This is a genomic window from Collinsella sp. i05-0019-G5 (genome assembly GCF_042851345.1).
Taxonomy (GTDB): Bacteria; Actinomycetota; Coriobacteriia; order Coriobacteriales; family Coriobacteriaceae; genus Collinsella.
This window is the reverse complement of record NZ_AP031421.1, coordinates 2,345,371-2,365,828: the sequence shown is the minus strand read 5'-3', so window position 1 is coordinate 2,365,828 and position 20,458 is coordinate 2,345,371. Positions and strand designations below refer to the sequence as shown.

The following is a 20,458-nucleotide window of genomic DNA, read 5'->3' as shown; positions in this document are numbered from 1 at the left end:
CGGCCGCTCGCCCTTTTTGGTGAAAGGCTATGTTAACCCGCCGTTTGCACGTCCGGCTCCAGATGGAACTCGTACTCCGGCTCCATCATCTTCTTCCGGATCTTTTCGTAGCGCCCGTCGTCGAGCTGCTCGCGCATGAGCGACGTCCTGTCCCCGACGCGTGCGGCCTCGCGCAGCCATCTGAACCACATCAGGCAGCTGTGGAGCCTGCGGGTCGATACGCCCTTGAACCTCTCGAGAAAGTGGCCGAGCGAACCCTGCGCTTCAGCATCCTCTGGACCGTGTCCCGCTCGTACCCGGTGAGCCTGCCGTGGGTCCTCGGGACCGCCCTCGCGGCGCCCTTCCCGCCCTTTCCGGACATGGCGTCCTCCGATCTCCCGGGGCCGGCCGATCCGGCCCTCAGGGTATCGGATTCCCAAATTTATCCGTATATGTGCGGATGAATGCGGGAGGCGTTCGGATGAAGTTGTATTCAAGGAAAGAGACTGACCCTTTGTCGCATTCCGTGCGGGTTATATGCAGGTATGCCTGCGCACGCTATCATGTATGGGTTAGACCGCAACTATGTACCTCATACGCGAAGGGATGCGCATGTATCTGAAGATCGACATGTTCTAGCTGGGCTTACCCCCGCAGTGGCGCCGCGCGCCCCATCAACTCTGCCGATTTTCGCCTTCACGCACATAAAGGAGTCCCGCCATGCGCGACAAGCTCGAAAAGATCATTAAGGCCTACGAGGAGCTCGAGAAGAAGCTTTCCGACCCGGCCGTCGCCTCCGACATCAAGGAGTTCACGCGTCTCAACAAGGAGTACGCACACCAGTCCGACCTCATCGCTGCCTCGCGCGAGTACATCGGCGCGCTCGATGACATCGAGGCCGCCAAGGAGATGCTCCGCGACACCAGCGATGCGGACGAGAAGGAGATGCTCCAGATGGACATCTCCGAGAACGAGGAAAAGCTTCCCCAGCTCGAGGAAGACATCAAGTACATGCTCATCCCGAGCGACCCCAACGACGACAAGAACACCATCGTCGAGATTCGCTCCGCCGCCGGTGGCGACGAGGCAGCCATCTTCGCCGGCGACTTGTACAAGATGTACCAGCGCTTCTGCGAATCGCGCGGCTGGAAGACCACCGTGCTCGATTCCAGCCCCAGCGAGGCCGGCGGCTTTAAGTCCATCGAGTTCAAGGTCGAGGGCGACCGCGTCTACTCCGTCATGAAGTTCGAGTCCGGCGTGCATCGCGTCCAGCGCGTTCCCAAGACCGAGTCCCAGGGCCGCATTCAGACCTCCACGGCTACCGTCGCCGTACTTCCCGAGGCCGAGGAAATTGACGTCCAGATCAACCAGTCCGACCTGCGCATCGACACCTACTGCGCCTCCGGCCCTGGCGGTCAGTGCGTTAACACTACCTACTCCGCCGTGCGCATCACCCACTTGCCCACCAACACCGTGGTGCAGTCGCAGGAGCAGCGCTCCCAGATTCAGAACCGCGAGGTCTGCATGCAGATGCTGCGTGCTCGTCTGTACGAGATGGAGCTCGAGAAGCAGCAGGCAGAGCTTGGTGCTGAGCGCCAGAGCCAGATCGGCCACGGCAACCGTTCCGAGAAGATCCGTACCTACAACCAGCCCCAGGACCGCGTGACCGATCACCGCATCGGTTTCAACTCCACCTACAACGGCGTCCTTCTGGGCGATCAGCTCGGCACCGTCATCGAGGCGCTCGCCGCCGCCGAGCGAGCCGAGAAGCTGGCACAGGCTGTTTAGGTTACGCGGTTTTACCAAACCGCGTAACGGCTCGACGCTGCAAACGCCCCTAAGCGGCAATCTGACGTTCAATCGTCGGTCGCGTACCGAAGTACGCTTCCCTCCTCTTTCACGTCACCTTGCTCGCTTAGGGGCGTTTTCGCTGACTTATGCTCAACCTGCGGCGCCTTAGAGGTGGTCATTGGGGACGTTCTTAAACGACTAGGTTGGGCTTATTGCTTTGAGATGTTATTCAATCGTCTTTGATAGACTTCAAGCTGTCTACCTGCTGAAAGCAATTAACGGTATGCATCTGCAATTGAAAATATTGCTTGAAAAATCGTCCAAGAAGTCGCGGGGTGATTTTTGACGCGTTGCGCGTCAAGTGATGTGGCAAGCGTTTGGTTAGATATTGGTTAGTTTTGGGGCAACCTTGCCAAAAGCTTGACGAATGCAAATCTGGACGTCGGCGAATGAACACTTTGAGCGAGCTCGGTGCAAAATTCTGGGCTGATTCTCGATAATCGCTTCCAATCGTCCCTTGCCGCGTGCCACCCTCGCGTACAATCTGCTCCGACATTCGCGCGCCGCCCGGCGCTTAAGAGGGGAGGACCCCATGGCAAACGAGATCTGGACCATCAAGCGTTGTCTCGAGTGGACCAAGGAGTACCTGGCCGAGCGCGGTGAGGAGCATCCCCGTCTTTCTGCCGAGTGGCTGCTGTGCGCGGCCACGGGCCTGGCGCGTATCGACTTGTATATGCGCATGGACGAGACGCTCGACGCATCGCAGCTCGAGACCATGCACGCGGCGGTCGTCCGTCGCGCGAAGGGCGAGCCGCTGCAGTACATCACCGGCAGCACGCAGTTTCGCATGATCGACGTCGCGTGCGCCCCCGGTGTGCTCATTCCGCGCCCCGAGACCGAGATGCTCGTCGAGGAAGTCCTCAATTATCTGGATGCCGAGGTGCTGAGCCCCGAGGCTGCTGCCCGTCAGCGTGTTGAGCTGCCTTGGAACGATGAGGTCGAGCAGGCCCGCAAAGCCGAGGCGGCGCTGGCTGACGAACGCGCGGCCGCCGAGCGCCGTGCCGCCAACCTGACGGCCGCCGATGAGGCTGCGCTGGGTAGCGACGTGCTCGGTAGCCGCGCCTATGCCGAGGAACTGGCCGACCGCGAGGCCGAGGAAGCCGCCGCGCAGGCAGCAGAAGCCGAAGCGGCAGAAGCAGAGGCCATGGAAACCCCCGAGCCCGAGCTCGACGAATACGGCATCGCCATTGAGGACAACGACCAACAGGCGACTCCCGCGCAAGATGCCGCCGAGGCTAACGTATCTGCCCCAACCGAGCCCTGCACTGCCCGCGTTCTCGAGGTCGGCTGCGGCACGGGCTGCATTTCGCTCTCCCTTGCCTGGGAGCGCCGCGGCCACGTTACCTGCACCGCCACCGATATCGAGCCGCGCGCCATCGATCTGGCCACCAAAAACCGCGACGCCCTCGGCCTCACGGCAGATGAGGTTGCCTTTAGCCTCACCAACCTGGTGAGTTCCATTCCCCGCGAAGAGTGGGGCACCTTTGATGTGCTCGTCTCCAACCCGCCTTACATCCCGACCGACGTCATGCGCTCGCTGCCGCACGAGGTCAAGGACTTTGAGCCCGACCTGGCGCTCGAGGGCGGCGCCGACGGCCTCGATATTTTCCGCCGCCTGCTCAATGCGGCGCCTTACATGCTGCGCGCCGGCGGCCTGTTTGCCTGCGAGCTCTACGAGGGTGCCCTCGATGCCGCGGCCGAGCTCTGTCGCCAGGCAGGCCTTTCGGACGTGCGTATCGTCCATGACCTCACCGATCGCCCCCGCATCGTCCGAGCCATCGTCACCGAGCCCAAACAGCGTATTTAAGCTGAATTAATAGACATTTGCGCAAGTTTGTCCTTGCAATATACCGTAAAACTTCTACTATAGAAGGAGAAAGGTATGTCAAATCAGCTGCATCGGTACCGTATCGTGCTTGATTACATTGAACCTTGGCTTGATGAGCAGGATGAAGCTACGCTGAAGCAGATTTATGCAGACCTTTTGGTGCTCGAGAAGGAAGGTCCCAGCCTTGGTCGTCCGCTGGTTGACCGCGTAAAGGGCTCGAAGCTTCATCATTTAAAGGAGCTGAGAGTGACGTCGTGTGGTGGGCAGGTGATTCGCATCCTCTTCGCCTTTGACCCCAAGCGCCAGGCGGTATTGCTATTGGCGGGTGATAAGTCGCGAGCGGGATCGTCAAGGGCAAAATGGAACGGTTGGTATGCGATCAACATTCCAAGGGCCGAGCAAATATACCGTCGCCACGTAAGGAGGCTCGATCGAGATGGAACTGCATGAGTATATGGAATCTCGCGGGATAACACGCGACTCCATTACCGCCGAGCAGGAGAGGACTCGCGATCGTATCGAAGCCTATAAGCTTGCTCAGATTCGCAGGTTAAAAGATCTAACACAGGCGTCGGTCGCCCAGTCGATGGGCGTTTCTCAAAAACGTGTATCCGAGCTCGAGCGTGGGGAGTTGGGTTCGATGAGGCTCGACACGCTGAGCAGGTACGCAGAGAGCCTCGGCGGAAAACTGGTTGCAAGCATCGAGTTTCCCGATCGTACCGTTACGCTTGCGCGCTAAAAATCTTCAATTAACCCCCTCACTTTCACCGACTACTAGAGCCGCTCACCAAACCAACATGCACTCTGGCCAAATAGGTTGAACGTTTCGTGCGAGAATGCCCCTCAGTAAACAAACTTTCACCAGAGCGTAAGGGGCTGGCATACACATGCAGACGGTCTATCGGGTATACGAGGGAACGCGCGAGCCGCATCGGCTTGCCGTCGAGCGCACAGCCGAGGTGCTCGGCCGCGGCGGCCTGGCCTTGATTCCGACCGAGACCGTCTACGGTGTCGCCGTGGCAGTCAACGCCTTCTCGGACGCCGTGCCCCAAGATACAAGCGAATTCCCATCGTGGCCGCGCGATCCGCAGGCTGCCGTCAACGGTGCCGCAGTCCCTGCGCTCGGCACCGGCTATCGACGCATCTTCACTCTCAAGCAACGTGAACTCACCCAAACGGTCGCCTGGCTGGTCGATGGCGTCGAGGCGCTCGACCGCTATGGCGTGGATATCCCGGAAGATGCCCGCGTACTTGCGCGACGATGCTGGCCGGGAGCCCTGACTATCGTGGTCAAGGCGGCTCCCTGCGTGCCGACCTTTATGCGTGCTGCCGACGACACCGTGGCCCTGCGCGCTTCGGCCTCTCCCGTGGTCCAAGCGCTCATCCGCGCCTGCGGCAGTCCCCTTGCCTGCACGAGCGCCAACACACACGGCGCGCCCTCGCCGGCAAGCTTTGCCGCCGTCGAAGGTCGCATCCTGGAGGGGGTCGATGTTGCCGTCGACGCCGGCGAGACCCCGTGTCGCGACGCCTCGACCATCGTGTCGTTCCAGCGCGGCGGGCTCCAGATCCTGCGCCAAGGCGCACTTCCCGCATCAGAGATCGAACGGGTCCTGTCCGACCCGATGCAATAGAAAGGTGTAAGCGATGTCGTTGAATCTGGGCAGCCTGGGCATGGAAGATGCCTCGTTTAACTTTGGCGGTTCCTACATCATGGCGCTCGACTGCGGCACCACCTCGGTACTTGCGACCATCGTCGACGAGTATGGATGCATCGTCGCGCAGGCACGTCGCAGCGTCAAAACGAGTTTTCCGCGTCCCGGTTGGGTAGAGCAAGACCCCATGACGGTCCTTGCCAGCCAGATTGCCGTCATGATGGAGGTTCAGTTTAAGAGCGGCATCCATTCCGATCGCATCGCCGCCATCGGCATCTCCAACCAGCGCGAGACCACGGTGGTCTGGGACCGCGTGAGCGGCCAGCCCATCTATAACGCCATCGTATGGCAGTGCCGTCGTACCGCGCCGGCGATCGACGCGTTGGTTGAACAGGGTTGCGAGGAGCTGGTGCGCTCCCGCACGGGACTCACGCTTGACCCGTATTTCTCGGCCTCCAAGGTGCAGTGGATTCTCGACAACGTCGACGGCGCACGCGAGAGCGCGGCGGCGGGCGACCTCATGTTTGGCACCATCGACACCTGGCTCATCTACAACCTCACCGGCGGCCAGGTCTTTGCCACCGACTACACCAATGCCAGCCGCACGGCACTCTTTAATATCCATACGCTCGATTGGGACGACGACCTGCTGGCGCTCTTTGACGTTCCACGTTCCATGATGCCCGAGGTTCGCTGGAGCTCGGGCGACTACGGCCGCGTCGCGAGCGACATCATGACCAACATGCCGCCCATCATGGGCGTGGCGGGTGACCAACAGGCGTCGCTGTTCGGCCACTGCTGCTTCTATCCCGGCCAGACCAAAAACACCTATGGCACGGGCTGCTTTATGCTCATGAACACCGGTGACGAGATCGTCGAATCCAAGAATGGCCTGGTCTCCACCATCGGTATCGCTGCGGACGGCAAAGTCAGCTATGCGCTCGAGGGCTCTATTTTTGCCGCCGGTTCAACGATGAACTGGCTTCGCAACAACATGGGCATCATCTCGAGTGTGAGCGAGTCGGCACAACTCGCCGCTTCGATTAGCGACAACGAGGGCTGCTACTTCGTTCCCGCCTTTGCAGGTTTGGGTGCTCCCTGGTGGGACCCGCATGCCCGCGGTATCGTGTGCGGTCTGACCGGCGCCTCGAGCCGTGCGACCATCGTACGTGCCGCCTGCGAATCCATGGCATATCAGAGCTACGACGTGCTGCGCGCCATGGAGCAGGACGTGGGGCTTTCGATTGAGCGCCTGTCTGTCGATGGCGGTGCCTCGCGCAACGAGTTCATCATGCAATTCCAGGCCGACCTGCTGGATATCCCCGTGCTGCAATGCGAGACGGTGGAGACCACGGCAATCGGTGCCGCGTACTTGGCGGGTCTTGCCGTCGGCTATTGGGAAGACCTTGAAGAGCTGGAGCAAAATGCCCAGATCGTTAGGACCTTCCTTCCCCATATGTCCGCCGAGCGTCGCGAGCAAAACCTTGCGGGCTGGCGTGATGCAGTCAAGCGCTCGCTCAGTACCGCACAGTAGGGCTGCGATGGGCTGCTCGATACAACAAACCGCTAAACTTATGCATGGCGTGCGGCGGCAACATTGCTGCGCGCCTTGTCAGCAAGGCCGTTTTGCGGCTGCAACGAAAGGGGCAATCAACCCATGACCGTCACCTACGATGCGTCCCGTGTGACGCTTGTCGATCATCCGCTCGTCCAGCACAAGCTGTCGATCCTGCGCGACAAAAACACCGGCACCAACCAGTTCCGTCAGCTCGTGCGCGAACTCGCGCTTTTTGACGGCTACGAGGCCATGCGCGACCTGCCTATGGAAGACGTCGAGGTCGAGACCCCCATCACTACTGCCACGTTCAAACAGCTTGCCGGCAAGAAACTCGCCATCGTGCCCATCCTGCGTGCGGGCCTTGGCATGGTCGACGGTATCCTCGACCTGGTGCCCTCCGCTCGCGTGGGCCACATCGGCATGGAGCGCGACGAGGTTACCCATGAACCTCACGAGTATTACTGCAAGATGCCCAAGGATATCGACCAGCGTATCTGTCTGGTCGTCGACCCTATGCTCGCCACGGGCGGCTCGGCCGAGATGGCCATCAGCTATCTGCGCGAGCGCGGCGTCAAGGACATTCGCATGCTGTGCATCGTCGCGGCCCCCGAGGGCCTCAAGTCACTGACCGAGAAGGATCCCGACGTGCATATCTATACCTGCGCTATCGACGACCATCTCAACGAGGCCGCCTACATCGTTCCCGGCCTCGGCGACGCCGGCGACCGCATCTTCGGCACGCTCTAGTCGCTGGGCTAAGACGGCCGCGGCTGCAAATACGAAGAAACGGTGCGCGCGGTCGAACAAAAGGCGACCGCGCGCACTCCTGTTAACGGACGTTTAGCCCAGAGGGGTTCGAGAAAAACGTATTACCTACCTGCGGCATAAAGAAGGTCTTAAGAAAACGAACAGGTGCGTATTAACCGATGCTTTTTCGGTTGTACTTTAGCGATTGGCTCGTACAATAGTCACCAATGTTTGGCGGGAACTGTTCTGGGAAGCGTTAAAAAAAGAAAGTGAGGACGCCAGTGTTTCAGATAGCCGATCTGCTCGCTATCGTTGCAGGCGCCATCGCGGGCGCGGTCGCCTTTCTTCCCTTTGTTTTTACGCTCAAGCCGGTTCTTGACGATAAACAGAATGCGGACATGCTCAAGGGTATGGTGAGCCTGGCGGTCTCGGCAATCGCCCTGCTCGTCTTTACCTTGGTTGTGTTTGCGTTGTTCGGAGAGGCGTTTCGCATGTTCCTCCTGGGCGAGGCGATCGGCTTCGTGGCCTTTATGGCCGCCTGCGCGGTTCGCGTCGCCAAGGTGCTGCGAGATCCTCATGAGGTCGAAAGGTAAGTCGTGGAAATTTTTGAAAAGCTGCCTGATGAGATTAATCATCTGGTCAGCGAGTTCAGCTCCACCCCTGTCGTGGGCGATCTGAGCTGCGGCATCACGCAGTACTCGTTTTGGCTGATCGTCTCCACGATCGTGCTCCTGATCGTCCTGGCCGTGTTCAAGAAGAAGCAGACCCTGGTTCCCAAGGGCTTCTTCGTCAACGGTTTCGAGTACATCATCGAGTACGTCGAGAACGATATCGGCAAGGGCGTCGTGGGTGAGAACTGGAAGAAGCACTTCCCGTTCCTGTGCTCGCTTTTCCTGTTCATCCTGATCAATAACATGATTGGCCTGATTCCGGGAATGAAGCCCGGCACCGGCGCAATCGGCTCCACCGCCGCGCTCGCCATCTTCGCCTTCGTGTACTTCATCTACTACGGATGCAAGGCTCACGGCGTGATCGGCTACATCAAGAGCCTCGCCCCGCAGGGCGTGAGCTTCCCGATGAACGTGCTTGTGTGGGTCGTCGAGCTTTTCTCGACCTTCCTGCGCCTCATCACGCTTGCCGTCCGTCTGTTCTGCAACATGTTCGCAGGACACGTGGTCATGGGCTCGTTCGCCATCATGGCGAGCATGTTCATGCAGCCGCTGCTTCAGCAGGTTTCCGCGGCTCACGCCGTCGGCGCCCTGCCTTCGCTGGCCTGGCTTGCCATCCTCATCCTGATCTATGCGATCGAGCTTGTAGTCGGCGCCATCCAGGCTTATGTCTTCACGGTCCTTACCGCCGTGTATGTCTCCGAGGCAGAGGAGGTTGCGGAGGAGGAGTAGTCTTCCGTTCGCGCCTTAAAGGTAAGGCAATTCGTTAAACCGCTGGTGCCCGTACCCATGGAGCCCGGCAGTTATAAATAAGGTTATCCTGCGTGAAATAAGACACGCACGACAAAGGAGGAATCGTGGGAGTTATCGGTTACGGTCTCGGTGTTATCGGCGCTGGTCTTGCTATCGGCCTGTCTGCTCTGGGTGCTACGGGTGCTATGGCCCGTCAGCCTGAGGTCCAGGGCCGCGTGTTCACCGTCTTCATCATGGGCTCCGCCTTCGGCGAGGCTCTGGCTCTGATCGGCTTCGTTGTCGCGCTGATCGTTAAATAGCACGGAGCGTCAAGTATGAATCTTTCATCCCAGAAGAGCGCGATCGCACTCTCCGCGTCCGCGGCCGCGCTGCTCATGCCGGTTTCCGCGTTCGCCGAGGACGGCGCTGCCGGTGCGGACATCCTCATCCCTAAGATGGCGGAGTTCATCCCGGCACTTATCGCCTTCCTGATCATCTGGATCGTGCTGGCCAAGGTCGCCCTGCCGGGCATCATGAAAACCATGGAGGAGCGCGGCAAGAAGATCGAGGAGAGCCTCGACGAGGCCGAGAAGACCAAGCAGGAGGCTATCGCCAAGCGCGCTGAGTCCGACTCGATCGTCACCGACGCCCGTCGTCAGGCTGCCGACATCGTTCTCGAGGCCCGTAAGGACGCCGAGTCCGAGCGCGCCCGTATCATCGAGGCTGCTCACAAGGAGGCCGAGGAGATCATCGCCAAGGCCCATACGACCGTCGAGGACGAGCGCAAGTCCATCTACGCCGGTGCCGCGAGCTCCATCGCCGACCTGTCCGTTGCCGTCGCCACCAAGATCGTGGGCGAGGCACTCGAGGACGATGCCGAGCAGAAGAAGCTCATCGAGCGCTACATCCAGGAAGCAGGTAGCCTGAATGCCGACTAGCCGCTATCAGGACAAGGTGCTCGAGACCTACGCGCGTTCCCTTTTGGAAGCCGCCAAGGCCGAGAACCATGTGTTCGAGGACCTCGAGATGGTCGAGCGCTTGGCTTCTGCCAGCCCCGAGATCATCGCCGTGCTCGACACCATGTCCAAGCGCGACCAGCTCGACCTTCTTCCCAAGGTGGCAGCTGCCTTTAAGTATGTTGCCGAGGAAGACGAGGATGTAGTGGGCGTGACCGTCACCACGGCGATCCCGCTCGACGACGAGCTGCGTCAAACCATCACTAAGAAATGCGAGCAGGACTTCGGCCGCAAGGTATTCCTTATCGAGCAGGTCGACCCGTCTATCGTGGGCGGCCTGGTGCTCGAGGCCCGCGGCGAGCGTCGTGACATTTCCGTCAAGACGCAGCTGCGCGTTGCGCAGGAGACCCTCGCAAACTCTGCTAATTCGTACGGAGGTGAAGCCTAATGTCCGAAACCCTCAATGCCCAGGATATCGCCAAGAAACTGCAGGAGCAGCTCACGAGCCTCTCCGCGACGGTCGATACGCATGAGGTTTCAACGGTCGACGAGGTAGGCGACGGCATCGCGCGCGTCACCGGCCTCAAGAGCGCCATGGCAGGCGAGCTTCTGGAGTTCAAGAGCTCCGATACCGGTGAGACCGTCTTCGGCCTTGCCCAGAACCTTGACCGTGACGAGGTCGGCGCCGTTCTGTTTGGTGCCGTCGACTCCATCAAGGAAGGCGACGAGTGCCGCACCACTGGCCGCATTATGGATATCCCCGTGAGCCGTGCCATGCTCGGCCGCGTCGTCAATCCGCTCGGCCAGCCTATCGACGGTTTGGGTGACATTGTCGCCACGCACCGTCGTCCTATCGAGTTTAAGGCCCCCGGCGTCATCGACCGTACCCCGGTGTGCGAGCCGGTTCAGACCGGTCTGTTGGCCATCGACTCCATGGTGCCTATCGGCCGTGGTCAGCGTGAGCTCATCATCGGCGACCGTAAGACCGGTAAGACCGCCATTGCCATCGACGCTATCCTCAATCAGCGCGGCAAGGGCATGGTCTGCATCTATGTCGCCATCGGCCAGAAGGCCTCCACGGTTGCCAACATCCGCGAGACCCTCGCTCAGCACGGTGCGCTCGAGTACACCATCATCGTTTCGGCAACCGCTGCCGATTCCGCCCCTATGCAGTACATCGCGCCTATGGCCGGTGCCGCTATCGGCGAGTTCTTCATGTACAACGGCGAGGACGGCAAGCCCGCCAGCGAGACCAACCCCGGCGGCCACGTGCTCGTCATCTACGACGACCTGTCCAAGCAGGCTGTGGCCTACCGTCAGATGTCGCTGACGCTGCATCGTCCGCCCGGACGCGAGGCCTATCCTGGCGACATCTTCTACCTGCACTCTCGTCTGCTCGAGCGTGCCGTCAAGATGTCCAAGAAGAACGGTTACGGCTCCATGACGGCTCTGCCGATCATCGAGACCCAGGACGGCGACGTCTCGGCCTACATTCCGACCAACGTCATTTCCATTACCGATGGTCAGATCTACCTGCAGTCCGAGCTCTTCTTCCAGGGCCAGCGCCCGGCAGTCGACGTGGGTATCTCCGTGTCCCGCGTCGGTGGCGACGCACAGACCAAGGCCATGAAGCAGGTTGCCGGCAATCTTCGTCTTGACCTCGCTTCGTACCAGGAGCTCGCCGGCTTTACGCAGTTCGGCTCCGACCTCGACGAGGCCACGCAAAAGCAGCTTACCCACGGCGCTCGCATGACTGAGCTCCTTAAGCAGCCGCGCTACAAGCCGTTTGAGGTTGGCGAGCAGATTGCAGTTCTGTTTGCAGGCAACGAGGGCTTCCTGGACGACCTGGAGATCGCCGACGTGCTGCCTTTCCGCGCTGAGCTTATCGAGTACCTGGACAACGGCTTTGGCTCGCTGCTCGATAAGGTTCGCGCCAAGAAGATCGACGATGACACCAAGGCTGAGCTTCTGCGCGTTATCGGTGACTTCAAGCAGCAGTTCATGGCCAAGCACCATGCCGATACGACTGGATCAGAGGAGAACTAAGCCCTATGGCCAACCTTCGCGACATTAAGAAGCGAATCTCCTCGGTTACCACGACCAAGCAGATCACGCGCACGATGGAGATGGTCTCTACGGCCAAGATCCGTCGTGCCCTCGATCGCTCCAAGCAGGCCGAGCCCTATAAGGAGGCGCTGACCGACGTCATGTTGACGGTCGCCGGCGACGCCTCCTGCTCGGGCACCGATCCCATGCTACAGAAGCATGAGAGCGTCAAGCATGGCCTGATTGTCGTTATTGCCTCGGACCGCGGCCTTGCCGGCGGTTTCAATACGACGGTGGAGCGCACGGCCGAAAAGCTCGCCGCTTCTTGGGCGAACGATGGCATCGAGTGCGAGATCATTGCGTGTGGACGTAAGCCGGCCACGTATTTCCGCGACCGCGCAAACGTCGTCATGCACTTTGAGGGCAATTCCTCCGAGCCCGATTTTAATCAGGCTCGCATGATTTCCTCTCATATCTGCGATGCGTATCGTGCCGGCGAGCTTGACCGCGTCGAGCTTGTCTACCACCACGCCAAGAACCGCGTGGATCAGGAGCTTCGCGTCGAGCACTTGCTGCCGCTCGATCCCGAGATGATCGCTATGGCCCACGGTCCGCGTAAGAACGAGACCGACGCCCCTAAGCGCATCTCGTCCACGTTCGAGTTCGTGCCCTCTCCCGAGCATGTTCTCGGCAAGCTTGTACCGTCGTATATCCTGACGGTCATCTACCAGGCCCTGATCGATTCGGCGGCTGCCGAGCAGGGTGCACGTCGCAAGGCCATGCACTCCGCGACGGAAAACGCCACCGCGATCATCTCGACCCTTACCCGCACGTATAGTCGCGTGCGCCAGGCTTCGATCACGACCGAGATTAACGAGATCGTCGGCGGAGCCTCAGCATTGGAGGAACAGTAATGGCTAATAACACCGTAAAGCTTGCGGTCGAGGAAGCCACCAAGAAGACGACTGCCGGTGATGGTCGCATCGTGCGTATCATCGGCCCTGTCGTCGACGTCAAGTTTGACGGTGCGGTGCCCCCGATCTACAACGCGCTCACGGTCGAGGCCGAGACCCCGATCGGTCACCTGAGCACGATCCTCGAGGTTGAGAGCCAGCTTCCGGGCGGCGTCGTCCGCACGGTCGCCATGTCCTCGACCGACGGTCTGCAGCGTGGTCTCATTGCCACCGATACCGGTGAGCCCATGAAGATGCCCGTTGGTCCCAAGACACTCGGCCGCATTTGGAACGTCATGGGCAAGCCCGTCGACGGCAAGCCTATGCCCGAGGTGGAGGAGTTCTATCCCATCCACCACGCAGCGCCCCGCTTCGACGAGCTCACCACCAAGACCGAGATCTTCGAAACCGGCATCAAGGCCGTTGACCTGCTCGAGCCCTACATCCGTGGCGGCAAGACGGGTCTGTTCGGCGGCGCCGGCGTCGGCAAGACCGTTCTGATTCAGGAACTCATTAACAACCTCGCCCAGGAGCATGGCGGCACCTCGGTGTTCACCGGTGTCGGCGAGCGTACCCGTGAGGGTACCGACCTTTATCTCGAGATGAGCGAGTCGGGCGTTATCGACAAGACCTGCTTGGTCTATGGTCAGATGAACGAGCCGCCCGGAGCGCGTCTGCGCATCGGTCTGGCCGGCCTTACCACCGCTGAGTACTTCCGCGATCGCGGCCAGGACGTTCTGCTGTTCATCGACAACATTTTCCGCTTCTCCCAGGCAGGTTCCGAGGTTTCCGCACTGCTGGGCCGTATGCCGTCCGCCGTCGGTTACCAGCCCACGCTGGCTACCGAGATGGGTGACCTCCAGGAGCGCATTACCTCGACCAAGACGGGCTCCATTACCTCCGTCCAGGCTGTCTATGTCCCTGCAGACGACCTGACCGACCCGGCGCCTGCCACGACGTTTACGCACCTCGACGCCACCACGGTTCTTTCGCGTAGCATTTCGTCGCTCGGCCTGTTCCCGGCTATCGACCCGCTCGCGTCTTCTTCGGACGCTCTCGATCCCTCGATCGTCGGCGAGGAGCACTACCGTGTTGCCGTCAAGGTCCAGGAGCTCCTGCAGGAGTACTCCGACCTTCAGGACATCATCGCCATTCTGGGTATGGACGAGCTGTCCGAGGAGCAGCGCCTTACGGTCAACCGTGCTCGTAAGATCCAGCAGTTCCTCTCGCAGTCCTTCCACGTTGCCGAGAAGTTCACCGGCAACCCCGGCGTCTACGTCCGTGTCGAGGATACCGTCCGCTCCTTCGCCGAGATTGTCGACGGCAAGGCCGATGACCTGCCCGAGCAGGCATTCCGCTATGCCTCCACGATTGAGGACGTGCGCGAGCGCGCCCGCAAGATGGAGGAGAAGTAGGTTATGCGTATCCGCATCGTGTGCCCCGTGAGCCTCGCCTATGAGGGTGACGCTGCGTTTGTGTCGATTCCGTCTACGGATGGCGAGTTTGGCGTTTTACCTGCTCACTCCAGCGAAATCTGCACGATCGACCGCGGTTACGTTCGCGTTTCCGATAAGGCCATGGGCACTGTCGACCACACGTTTGCCGTGGCCGGCGGCTATGCCCAGGTTGCGGAAGATGTCGTGACCGTCCTCGCCGAGCGCGCTTGCGATTTGGCGACCGTCGACGCCGACAAGGTTAAAGCTGATATTCAAGGTTTTGAAGAGAAGCTGGGTAATTTGTCGGAGGATGATGCACGCCGCGCCTACCTCTATAATGAAATCGCATGGTGTAAGCTCAAGCTTGCCCAATAGTCAAACGTTTTAGCGTTCGACCATTTGCGAACACATCATGCCCGGGATGGCCCAGCCACCCCGGGCATGCTTTTTGAAAGGGTAGACCTTGGATATTATCCGCGTTGAGGGTGGCCACGCCATCGGAGGTTCCGTGCCTGTCTCGGGTGCTAAGAACTCCGCGCTCAAACTTATGGCGGCAACGCTTCTGGCGCCGGGCAAGACGACGCTGCGGAACGTGCCCGATATTTCCGATGTCCACGTGATGGGCAAGGTGCTCAAGGGCATGGGCGCTACGATCGATGTTCTCGACGAGCACACGCTCGAGATCGATACCTCCCAGGTCGATTCTTGGGAGGCGCCCTACGAGCTTGTCGCCAAGATGCGCGCCTCCACGGCTGTGATGGGTCCCCTGCTGGGTCGTTTCCATCGCGCCAAGATCGCCATGCCGGGCGGCTGCAACCTGGGTGCTCGCAAGATCGATATGCATATCTTGGGTCTCGAGGCTCTGGGCGTCGAGTTCGACACCGCCCACGGCTACATCAACGCTAATGCGCCCCAAGGTCTGCGCGGTACCACCGTCACGCTCGAGTTCGCCAGCGTCGGTGCGACCGAGAACCTCATCATGGCCTCTGTGCGCGCACAGGGCACCACGGTTATCGACAATGCCGCCCGCGAGCCCGAGATCGTCGATCTCGCTAACATGCTCAACGAGATGGGCGCCAAGATTGTTGGCGCCGGTACGCCCGTCGTGACTATCGAAGGCGTGGAAGAGCTCCATCCCGTTACCCATCGCGTGGTGGGCGACCGCATCGAGGCCGGTACCTTTATCGTTGCCGGTGCGTTGATGGCCGACGATCGCGGTGTCGATGTCACGGGCTTTTGCCCCATTCACTTGGGCATGGTGCTCAAGAAGATGGAGCTCATGGGTATCGACTGCGAGCGCGTCGAGGATGGCGTCCATGTGAACCGTGCCGAGCGTATCAAGCCGGTCGACATCCAGACGCTTCCGTTCCCCGGTTTCCCGACCGACATGCAGGCGCAGATTATGGTGCTCTCCGCCCTTGCCGACGGCAGTTCCGTTATTACCGAAAACATCTTCGAGAATCGCTTTATGTTTGCCTCTGAGCTGGTGCGCATGGGTGCCGACATTCGTATCGAGAGCCATCATGCCATGATTCATGGCGTCAAGGGCTTCTCGGGTGCACAGGTTACCTCGCCCGATCTGCGCGGCGGAGCGGCCCTCGTCGTAGCGGGCTTGATCGCCGACGGGACGACCGAGGTTTCGGCTATCCATCACATCAAGCGCGGCTACGAGCAGTTTGTCGAAAAGCTGCAGGCGCTTGGCGCGCATGTCGAGCATGCTACCGTCCCCGATCCCGTCATCTACTAATACAGGTTGCCTATGTTTAATAAAAAGCCCCTCGCGGATACCACCACCCGAAGACCCTCAACTGGTGCGCAGGCCAAGATCTACAGTCGCGATAACGTGGCTCGTTATTCCGAGCGAGCTCGCCAACGTCGTCGTAGCCACACGATTCGCCACGTCGCGCTCATTGTCGTGCTTGGCGTGCTACTGAGCGCCACTACCGCTGCCGGCCTGTGGTTTGCCACCATTATGGGCAAGCTCGGCGATTCTAATGTCATTACCGACAATCTGCGTCGGGTTCTGGTTGACACCGATGAAGCAAAGGATCCGTTCTACGTGCTGCTTCTTGGCACCGACGGCCGTCCGGGCGAGGATACGTATCGTGCCGACTCGATTATCCTGGCACGCATCGACCCCACGCAAAAGCAGGCGACGCTCATTTCCGTTCCGCGCGACACCAAGGTCGTGTACAAGGGCGAGACCATGAAGATCAACGCCTGCCATACCGTTGGCGGCGCCGAGGCCATGGTCGAGGCGGTCAACGAGCTGTGCGGTGTTCAGATTTCCCACTATGCCGAGGTCAGCTTCGACGGTATGCAGGCGCTGATTGATTCGGTTGGCGGTATCGACATTAACGCAACCGATGATGTTGACGACCCCGAGCACCTGGATATTAAGATTACCGCTGGCCAGCAGCATATGGACGGTGCCACCGCCCTTACCTATGCCCGCTGCCGCTACACCTATGCCGACGGCGATTACACGCGCATGCGCCACCAGCGTCAGGTGCTTGGCGCCCTTGCCAACCAGATTCTCAATAACTTCGATGCCACGAAGATCTTTGGCCTGGTTAATTCGCTGTCCGATATGCTCGTGACCGATATGAGCGTTCAGGATATCGTCTCTACGGTCAACGCCATGCGCGGTATGGATGTCGACGGTATCTACTCGGCCAACCTGCCTTCGTACGCCGACGACAGCACCATGATTGACGGTGTGAGCTACGTCTTTGTCTACGAGGACGAGCTCAAGGAAATGATGGAGCGCGTCGATGCCGGCAAGGATCCCAAGGGTCCCAACACCATGGGTCTTTCCGACGGCTCCAGCTCTACGATCGGCGACCTCAGCAACAACACGTCTGACGACTACGCAAACGGCACCGCAACCTCATCGGTCAGCTCTGACGATTCCGATGGCTCAAGCGATTCGAGCGATTCGGACTACTACGAACAGCCCACCGGCGACGGCAACGGTTACGAGGCCAACTACTAAGTTACGGCGTTTTACCAAACGCCGTAACGACTCGACGCTGCGCGCCGCCCAAGGCGACAATTTGTCATTCAAAAGGCAGGGCATGACCAGAAGGTCAATGCCCTGCCTTTTTCATGCCAACTTGTTCGCCTTGGACGTCGCTCGCTGACGTTGGCTCAACCTGCGATGTTGACTACTCCCCTTGTATCAAAAACCGCCCCGTTCTCTGTAGAGGACGGGGCGATTCGTCTTTTGGGCTTATGCAGCCAGGCTTATGCGAAACGGGCGACGAGCTCCTGCAGGACGTCGGTCATCTTGACGAGCGAACTGACCGGGACAAACTCGTTGACGCCGTGGTAGCAATAGCCGCCGGTGGAAAGGTTGGGGCAGGGCAGACCGCGGAACGACAGCTGCGCGCCGTCGGTGCCGCCGCGAATCGGCAGCACTTGGGGCTCAACGCCGCAGGCAAGGTAGGCTTCCTTGGCAACATCAATAAGCTCGGGATAGTCACGAACGATCTCGGCCATATTTCGATACTGCTGCTTAATCTCGACCGTCACGCGCTTGTCACCCAAGCGCTGGTTGAGCATCGAGGCGGCGGCATCAATAAGGTCGAGTTTCTGCTGGAACTTGGCTGCGTCATGGTCGCGGACGATATAGCGCGCTGTGGCGTGATCGACGGTTGCAGATACACCCTCAAGGTGATAAAAGCCCTCGTAGCTTTCCGTATACTCCGGGCGCTGCACGTAGGGGAGCAACGCGTTGAAGTCGCAGAACAGATTGCCTGCGTTAACCATACGGCCTTTGGCGTCGCCCGGGTGGATGGACTGGCCCTCAAAGCAGACGGTCGCCTCAGCGGCATTAAAGCACTCCCACTCCAGCTCGCCGATGGGGCCACCGTCGACCGTGTAGGCATACTTGCAGCCAAAGGTATCGATATCCAACAGCTCGGCTCCGTGGCCGATCTCCTCGTCAGGGCAGAAGCAAATGCCGAGTGCGGGATGGGGCAGAGAAGGGTCCTGAGCGATACGCGCGACAAGCGACATGATCTCGGCGACGCCTGCCTTGTCGTCCGCGCCCAGCAGCGTGGTGCCATCGCTGCAGACCAGGTCCTCACCCGCGAGGTCGTTCAGGGCGGGAAGCTTGGCGGTACTCATGGCAACGGGCTTACCGTCAACCGTGCCGCAGACCAGGTCGCCGCCTTCGTAGTGCACGATGTGCGGCTTCACGCCGGCGCCCGGTGCAACTTCGGTGGTGTCGAGATGGGCGATCAGGCCCAGGGCGGGCTTGTCCTCAGCGCCCACACTTGCGGGGATATGCGCGCAGACATAGGCATGCTCGGTCACGTGGGCATCTTCCGCACCAAGCTCGCGCAGCTCTTCAGCCAGCACGTTGGCAAGGTCAAACTGAACGGCGCTCGAGGGTACCTGGTCGCAGTTTGCATCCTCGGACTGCGTGTTGATCTGGACGTAGCGCAAAAAGCGCTCGAGGACATCGGGGTTCGTGGTGGTGTTTTCCATAAAGACCGCTCCAATCTTGGTCGTCGTGTGCAACAAGAACTCTAGCACGGTATGCCACGGCATACCGCGACGCTTGGATGGGGTAGAATCAGCCAATGAATGCAGAAGGGACGGAAGATCATGGATACGACAAATAGCTCGCGCGAACTACATCTGACGGTGGCGAACGAAGACTACTTGGAGTGCATGGTTCGCATTGAAAGCGAAGAGGGGGAAACCAACGGCGTGCGATCGGTCGACATCGCGCAGCGCCTTGGCGTCTCCAAGGCATCGGTCAATAAAGCGGTTTCGGCGCTCAAAGCATCCGAACTTGTCGAGCAATCGCACTACGGCAAGGTAGTCCTGACCGATCGCGGCCGCGAGGTTGGTACGGCTATCTGGTACCGTCATCGCCTCATCCGCACGTTTTTGGTTCAGGAGCTCGGTGTCGAATTTGAGCGAGCCGATTCCGAGGCCTGCATGATGGAGCATGCGCTATCCGAGGACACGATGAACCGCTGGCTCGCCTATCTCGAAAAGCAGGGAATCAGCGTCGAGGAATAGCGGGATATATATGGATACGAGTTATTACAACCGCTTTGGTGCCGAGGAACTTACGCGCCGCTTGTCGAGCGAGACCTTGTTGGCGCAGGGCCCCATGGGCAGTGTTCTATTGAGTGAGTACGATGCCGCCGACATTCCACCGGCGTTTTGGAATCTGGCAGAGCCGCAGACCGTTTCTCGTATTCATCGCTTGTATGTCGCCGCCGGCGCGCAGGTGCTCATTACCAACACCTTTCAGGCATCGAGCTATGCCCTCAAGCACGATCAGATTGCGCCGTCCGTGGCGGAGGTCAATCGCGGGGCCGTCGACGATGCCCGCCAGGCGCACCCGCAACTGCTGCTGGGCTCGATGGGCCCGATCGGTATTGAGTGGTTTGCCGAGGACTCTGCCGAGTATCGTGAAATCCGAGGCATTGCGCGCGAACAGGCGCACGCCTTGCTCAATGCCGGCGTTGACGGTCTGCTGATCGAGACGGTGACGTCTATCCGTAATTTGCAGCCCATGCTTGCCGGCGCCCGAGATGCCGCCGACGGCATGCCTGTTCTGGTGAGTTTTGTCGTTGACGATAAAGGCGACCTGTTGGGCGATGGCCTCAACATCGAGGCGGCCGTTTTGTACGCCGAAAAACACGGCGCAAACTCGGTTGGTGTTAATTGCTGTTCGCTTGCGGCCGCGAACGCGGCGGTGCCCAGGATGGTTGCATCGGCGACTACTCCCGTCACGGTGCGTCCCAACGTAGGCGATCCGGTCCAGACTCAGGATGGCCCCGTATGGCACGAGAACCCCGAAGCTTTCGCGCGCGCATGCATCGAATGGAGACATGCCGGTGCCGCAATGGTGGGCAGTTGCTGTGGAACCACGGCAATCACTACGGCCGCGATGGCCGAGGCGCTCGATATATAAAGGGCAAAACCGCTCCATACGGGGCGGTTTTTTTTATTGCTTGCATGTCCTCGGCAGCATTTGCCCAAATGGTGAATGCTGGTGCCGGCAGGTTGCCGAGTGCATGTTGCG

Annotated in this window: 22 protein-coding genes; 20 read left to right on the top strand and 2 right to left on the bottom strand. The window is 60.0% G+C overall.

Translation table 11 applies throughout. The features are described from left to right. Nucleotides 1-32: 32 nt before the first annotated feature. Nucleotides 33-191: a hypothetical protein gene (locus ACGHIZ_RS11050; RefSeq protein WP_158567811.1), complete on the bottom strand. Its 159-nt coding sequence runs from the start codon at nt 189-191 to the stop codon at nt 33-35. 508 nt (nt 192-699) lie between these two features. Between ACGHIZ_RS11050 and prfA the strand changes: the two genes are divergently transcribed. The 18 genes from prfA to ACGHIZ_RS10960 all read left to right on the top strand — a co-directional run bounded on the left by prfA (nt 700) and on the right by ACGHIZ_RS10960 (nt 17,401). Beyond that, complete coding sequence (gene prfA / locus ACGHIZ_RS11045; RefSeq protein WP_138375237.1) at nt 700-1,767, top strand: peptide chain release factor 1; 1,068 nt, start codon at nt 700-702, stop codon at nt 1,765-1,767. Nucleotides 1,768-2,362: 595 nt separating this feature from the next. Next, nucleotides 2,363-3,637 carry a HemK/PrmC family methyltransferase gene (locus ACGHIZ_RS11040; RefSeq protein ID WP_161115375.1) on the top strand — a complete coding sequence of 425 codons (1,275 nt, stop codon included), beginning with the start codon at nt 2,363-2,365 and terminating at the stop codon, nt 3,635-3,637. Between the two features lie 75 nt (nt 3,638-3,712). Next, complete coding sequence (locus tag ACGHIZ_RS11035) at nt 3,713-4,108, top strand: type II toxin-antitoxin system RelE/ParE family toxin (protein WP_022094268.1); 396 nt, start codon at nt 3,713-3,715, stop codon at nt 4,106-4,108. After that, nucleotides 4,095-4,397 (top strand): helix-turn-helix domain-containing protein, encoded by a 303-nt coding sequence (locus ACGHIZ_RS11030; protein ID WP_006235701.1) that lies wholly within the window; start codon nt 4,095-4,097, stop codon nt 4,395-4,397. The genes ACGHIZ_RS11035 and ACGHIZ_RS11030 overlap by 14 nt, the downstream gene beginning before the upstream one ends. A gap of 148 nt (nt 4,398-4,545) precedes the next feature. After that, on the top strand, nt 4,546-5,289 hold the full coding sequence (locus ACGHIZ_RS11025) for an L-threonylcarbamoyladenylate synthase (RefSeq protein ID WP_138375268.1): 744 nt from the start codon (nt 4,546-4,548) through the stop codon (nt 5,287-5,289). 13 nt (nt 5,290-5,302) lie between these two features. Further along, nucleotides 5,303-6,844 (top strand): glycerol kinase GlpK, encoded by a 1,542-nt coding sequence (gene glpK, locus ACGHIZ_RS11020; protein ID WP_390448047.1) that lies wholly within the window; start codon nt 5,303-5,305, stop codon nt 6,842-6,844. Nucleotides 6,845-6,967: 123 nt separating this feature from the next. Continuing rightward, on the top strand, nt 6,968-7,615 hold the full coding sequence (gene upp, locus ACGHIZ_RS11015; protein WP_022094265.1) for a uracil phosphoribosyltransferase: 648 nt from the start codon (nt 6,968-6,970) through the stop codon (nt 7,613-7,615). 281 nt (nt 7,616-7,896) lie between these two features. Continuing rightward, entirely contained in the window at nt 7,897-8,208 is a 312-nt protein-coding gene (locus ACGHIZ_RS11010; protein WP_138375267.1) for a hypothetical protein, read from the top strand. A 3-nt stretch (nt 8,209-8,211) separates the two neighbouring features. Beyond that, nucleotides 8,212-9,015: a F0F1 ATP synthase subunit A gene (gene atpB / locus ACGHIZ_RS11005; RefSeq protein ID WP_022094263.1), complete on the top strand. Its 804-nt coding sequence runs from the start codon at nt 8,212-8,214 to the stop codon at nt 9,013-9,015. A 125-nt stretch (nt 9,016-9,140) separates the two neighbouring features. Next, the gene (locus ACGHIZ_RS11000; RefSeq protein WP_022094262.1) at nt 9,141-9,335 is read left to right on the top strand and encodes an ATP synthase subunit C; all 195 of its coding nucleotides are present in this window, start codon (nt 9,141-9,143) and stop codon (nt 9,333-9,335) included. A 15-nt stretch (nt 9,336-9,350) separates the two neighbouring features. Further along, nucleotides 9,351-9,953 (top strand): F0F1 ATP synthase subunit B, encoded by a 603-nt coding sequence (gene atpF / locus ACGHIZ_RS10995; protein ID WP_006235712.1) that lies wholly within the window; start codon nt 9,351-9,353, stop codon nt 9,951-9,953. Next, entirely contained in the window at nt 9,943-10,419 is a 477-nt protein-coding gene (locus tag ACGHIZ_RS10990; RefSeq protein WP_390448043.1) for a FoF1 ATP synthase subunit delta, read from the top strand. The genes atpF and ACGHIZ_RS10990 overlap by 11 nt, the downstream gene beginning before the upstream one ends. Then, a complete protein-coding gene (gene atpA / locus ACGHIZ_RS10985; protein WP_390399174.1) occupies nt 10,419-12,017 on the top strand; it encodes a F0F1 ATP synthase subunit alpha in 1,599 nt (532 codons plus the stop codon). The genes ACGHIZ_RS10990 and atpA overlap by 1 nt, the downstream gene beginning before the upstream one ends. Nucleotides 12,018-12,022: 5 nt before the next feature. After that, on the top strand, nt 12,023-12,931 hold the full coding sequence (gene atpG / locus ACGHIZ_RS10980) for an ATP synthase F1 subunit gamma (RefSeq protein ID WP_006235716.1): 909 nt from the start codon (nt 12,023-12,025) through the stop codon (nt 12,929-12,931). Then, complete coding sequence (atpD, locus tag ACGHIZ_RS10975; protein WP_118081617.1) at nt 12,931-14,385, top strand: F0F1 ATP synthase subunit beta; 1,455 nt, start codon at nt 12,931-12,933, stop codon at nt 14,383-14,385. Before atpG ends, atpD begins: the two co-directional genes overlap by 1 nt. A gap of 3 nt (nt 14,386-14,388) precedes the next feature. Then, complete coding sequence (gene atpC / locus ACGHIZ_RS10970) at nt 14,389-14,781, top strand: ATP synthase F1 subunit epsilon (protein WP_055286336.1); 393 nt, start codon at nt 14,389-14,391, stop codon at nt 14,779-14,781. An 88-nt stretch (nt 14,782-14,869) separates the two neighbouring features. After that, entirely contained in the window at nt 14,870-16,153 is a 1,284-nt protein-coding gene (gene murA, locus ACGHIZ_RS10965; protein ID WP_390448039.1) for a UDP-N-acetylglucosamine 1-carboxyvinyltransferase, read from the top strand. Nucleotides 16,154-16,249: 96 nt separating this feature from the next. After that, nucleotides 16,250-17,401 (top strand): LCP family protein, encoded by a 1,152-nt coding sequence (locus tag ACGHIZ_RS10960; RefSeq protein WP_390448036.1) that lies wholly within the window; start codon nt 16,250-16,252, stop codon nt 17,399-17,401. Between the two features lie 251 nt (nt 17,402-17,652). Here ACGHIZ_RS10960 and pepT read toward each other — a convergent pair whose 3' ends face one another. Continuing rightward, a complete protein-coding gene (gene pepT, locus ACGHIZ_RS10955) occupies nt 17,653-18,900 on the bottom strand; it encodes a peptidase T (RefSeq protein ID WP_390448033.1) in 1,248 nt (415 codons plus the stop codon). Nucleotides 18,901-19,020: 120 nt separating this feature from the next. Between pepT and ACGHIZ_RS10950 the strand changes: the two genes are divergently transcribed. Both ACGHIZ_RS10950 and ACGHIZ_RS10945 read left to right on the top strand, forming a co-directional pair. After that, the gene (locus ACGHIZ_RS10950) at nt 19,021-19,443 is read left to right on the top strand and encodes a metal-dependent transcriptional regulator (protein WP_035138800.1); all 423 of its coding nucleotides are present in this window, start codon (nt 19,021-19,023) and stop codon (nt 19,441-19,443) included. Between the two features lie 10 nt (nt 19,444-19,453). Then, a complete protein-coding gene (locus ACGHIZ_RS10945; protein WP_035138801.1) occupies nt 19,454-20,347 on the top strand; it encodes a homocysteine S-methyltransferase family protein in 894 nt (297 codons plus the stop codon). Nucleotides 20,348-20,458 lie beyond the last annotated feature (111 nt).

Coding starts and splice junctions, on each gene's coding strand:
- ACGHIZ_RS11050 (WP_158567811.1), bottom strand. CDS start 191: ATGTGGTTCAGATGGCTGCGCGAGGCCGCACGCGTCGGGGACAGGACG.
- prfA (WP_138375237.1), top strand. CDS start 700: ATGCGCGACAAGCTCGAAAAGATCATTAAGGCCTACGAGGAGCTCGAG.
- ACGHIZ_RS11040 (WP_161115375.1), top strand. CDS start 2,363: ATGGCAAACGAGATCTGGACCATCAAGCGTTGTCTCGAGTGGACCAAG.
- ACGHIZ_RS11035 (WP_022094268.1), top strand. CDS start 3,713: ATGTCAAATCAGCTGCATCGGTACCGTATCGTGCTTGATTACATTGAA.
- ACGHIZ_RS11030 (WP_006235701.1), top strand. CDS start 4,095: ATGGAACTGCATGAGTATATGGAATCTCGCGGGATAACACGCGACTCC.
- ACGHIZ_RS11025 (WP_138375268.1), top strand. CDS start 4,546: ATGCAGACGGTCTATCGGGTATACGAGGGAACGCGCGAGCCGCATCGG.
- glpK (WP_390448047.1), top strand. CDS start 5,303: ATGTCGTTGAATCTGGGCAGCCTGGGCATGGAAGATGCCTCGTTTAAC.
- upp (WP_022094265.1), top strand. CDS start 6,968: ATGACCGTCACCTACGATGCGTCCCGTGTGACGCTTGTCGATCATCCG.
- atpF (WP_006235712.1), top strand. CDS start 9,351: ATGAATCTTTCATCCCAGAAGAGCGCGATCGCACTCTCCGCGTCCGCG.
- ACGHIZ_RS10990 (WP_390448043.1), top strand. CDS start 9,943: ATGCCGACTAGCCGCTATCAGGACAAGGTGCTCGAGACCTACGCGCGT.
- atpA (WP_390399174.1), top strand. CDS start 10,419: ATGTCCGAAACCCTCAATGCCCAGGATATCGCCAAGAAACTGCAGGAG.
- atpG (WP_006235716.1), top strand. CDS start 12,023: ATGGCCAACCTTCGCGACATTAAGAAGCGAATCTCCTCGGTTACCACG.
- atpD (WP_118081617.1), top strand. CDS start 12,931: ATGGCTAATAACACCGTAAAGCTTGCGGTCGAGGAAGCCACCAAGAAG.
- atpC (WP_055286336.1), top strand. CDS start 14,389: ATGCGTATCCGCATCGTGTGCCCCGTGAGCCTCGCCTATGAGGGTGAC.
- pepT (WP_390448033.1), bottom strand. CDS start 18,900: ATGGAAAACACCACCACGAACCCCGATGTCCTCGAGCGCTTTTTGCGC.
- ACGHIZ_RS10950 (WP_035138800.1), top strand. CDS start 19,021: ATGGATACGACAAATAGCTCGCGCGAACTACATCTGACGGTGGCGAAC.
- ACGHIZ_RS10945 (WP_035138801.1), top strand. CDS start 19,454: ATGGATACGAGTTATTACAACCGCTTTGGTGCCGAGGAACTTACGCGC.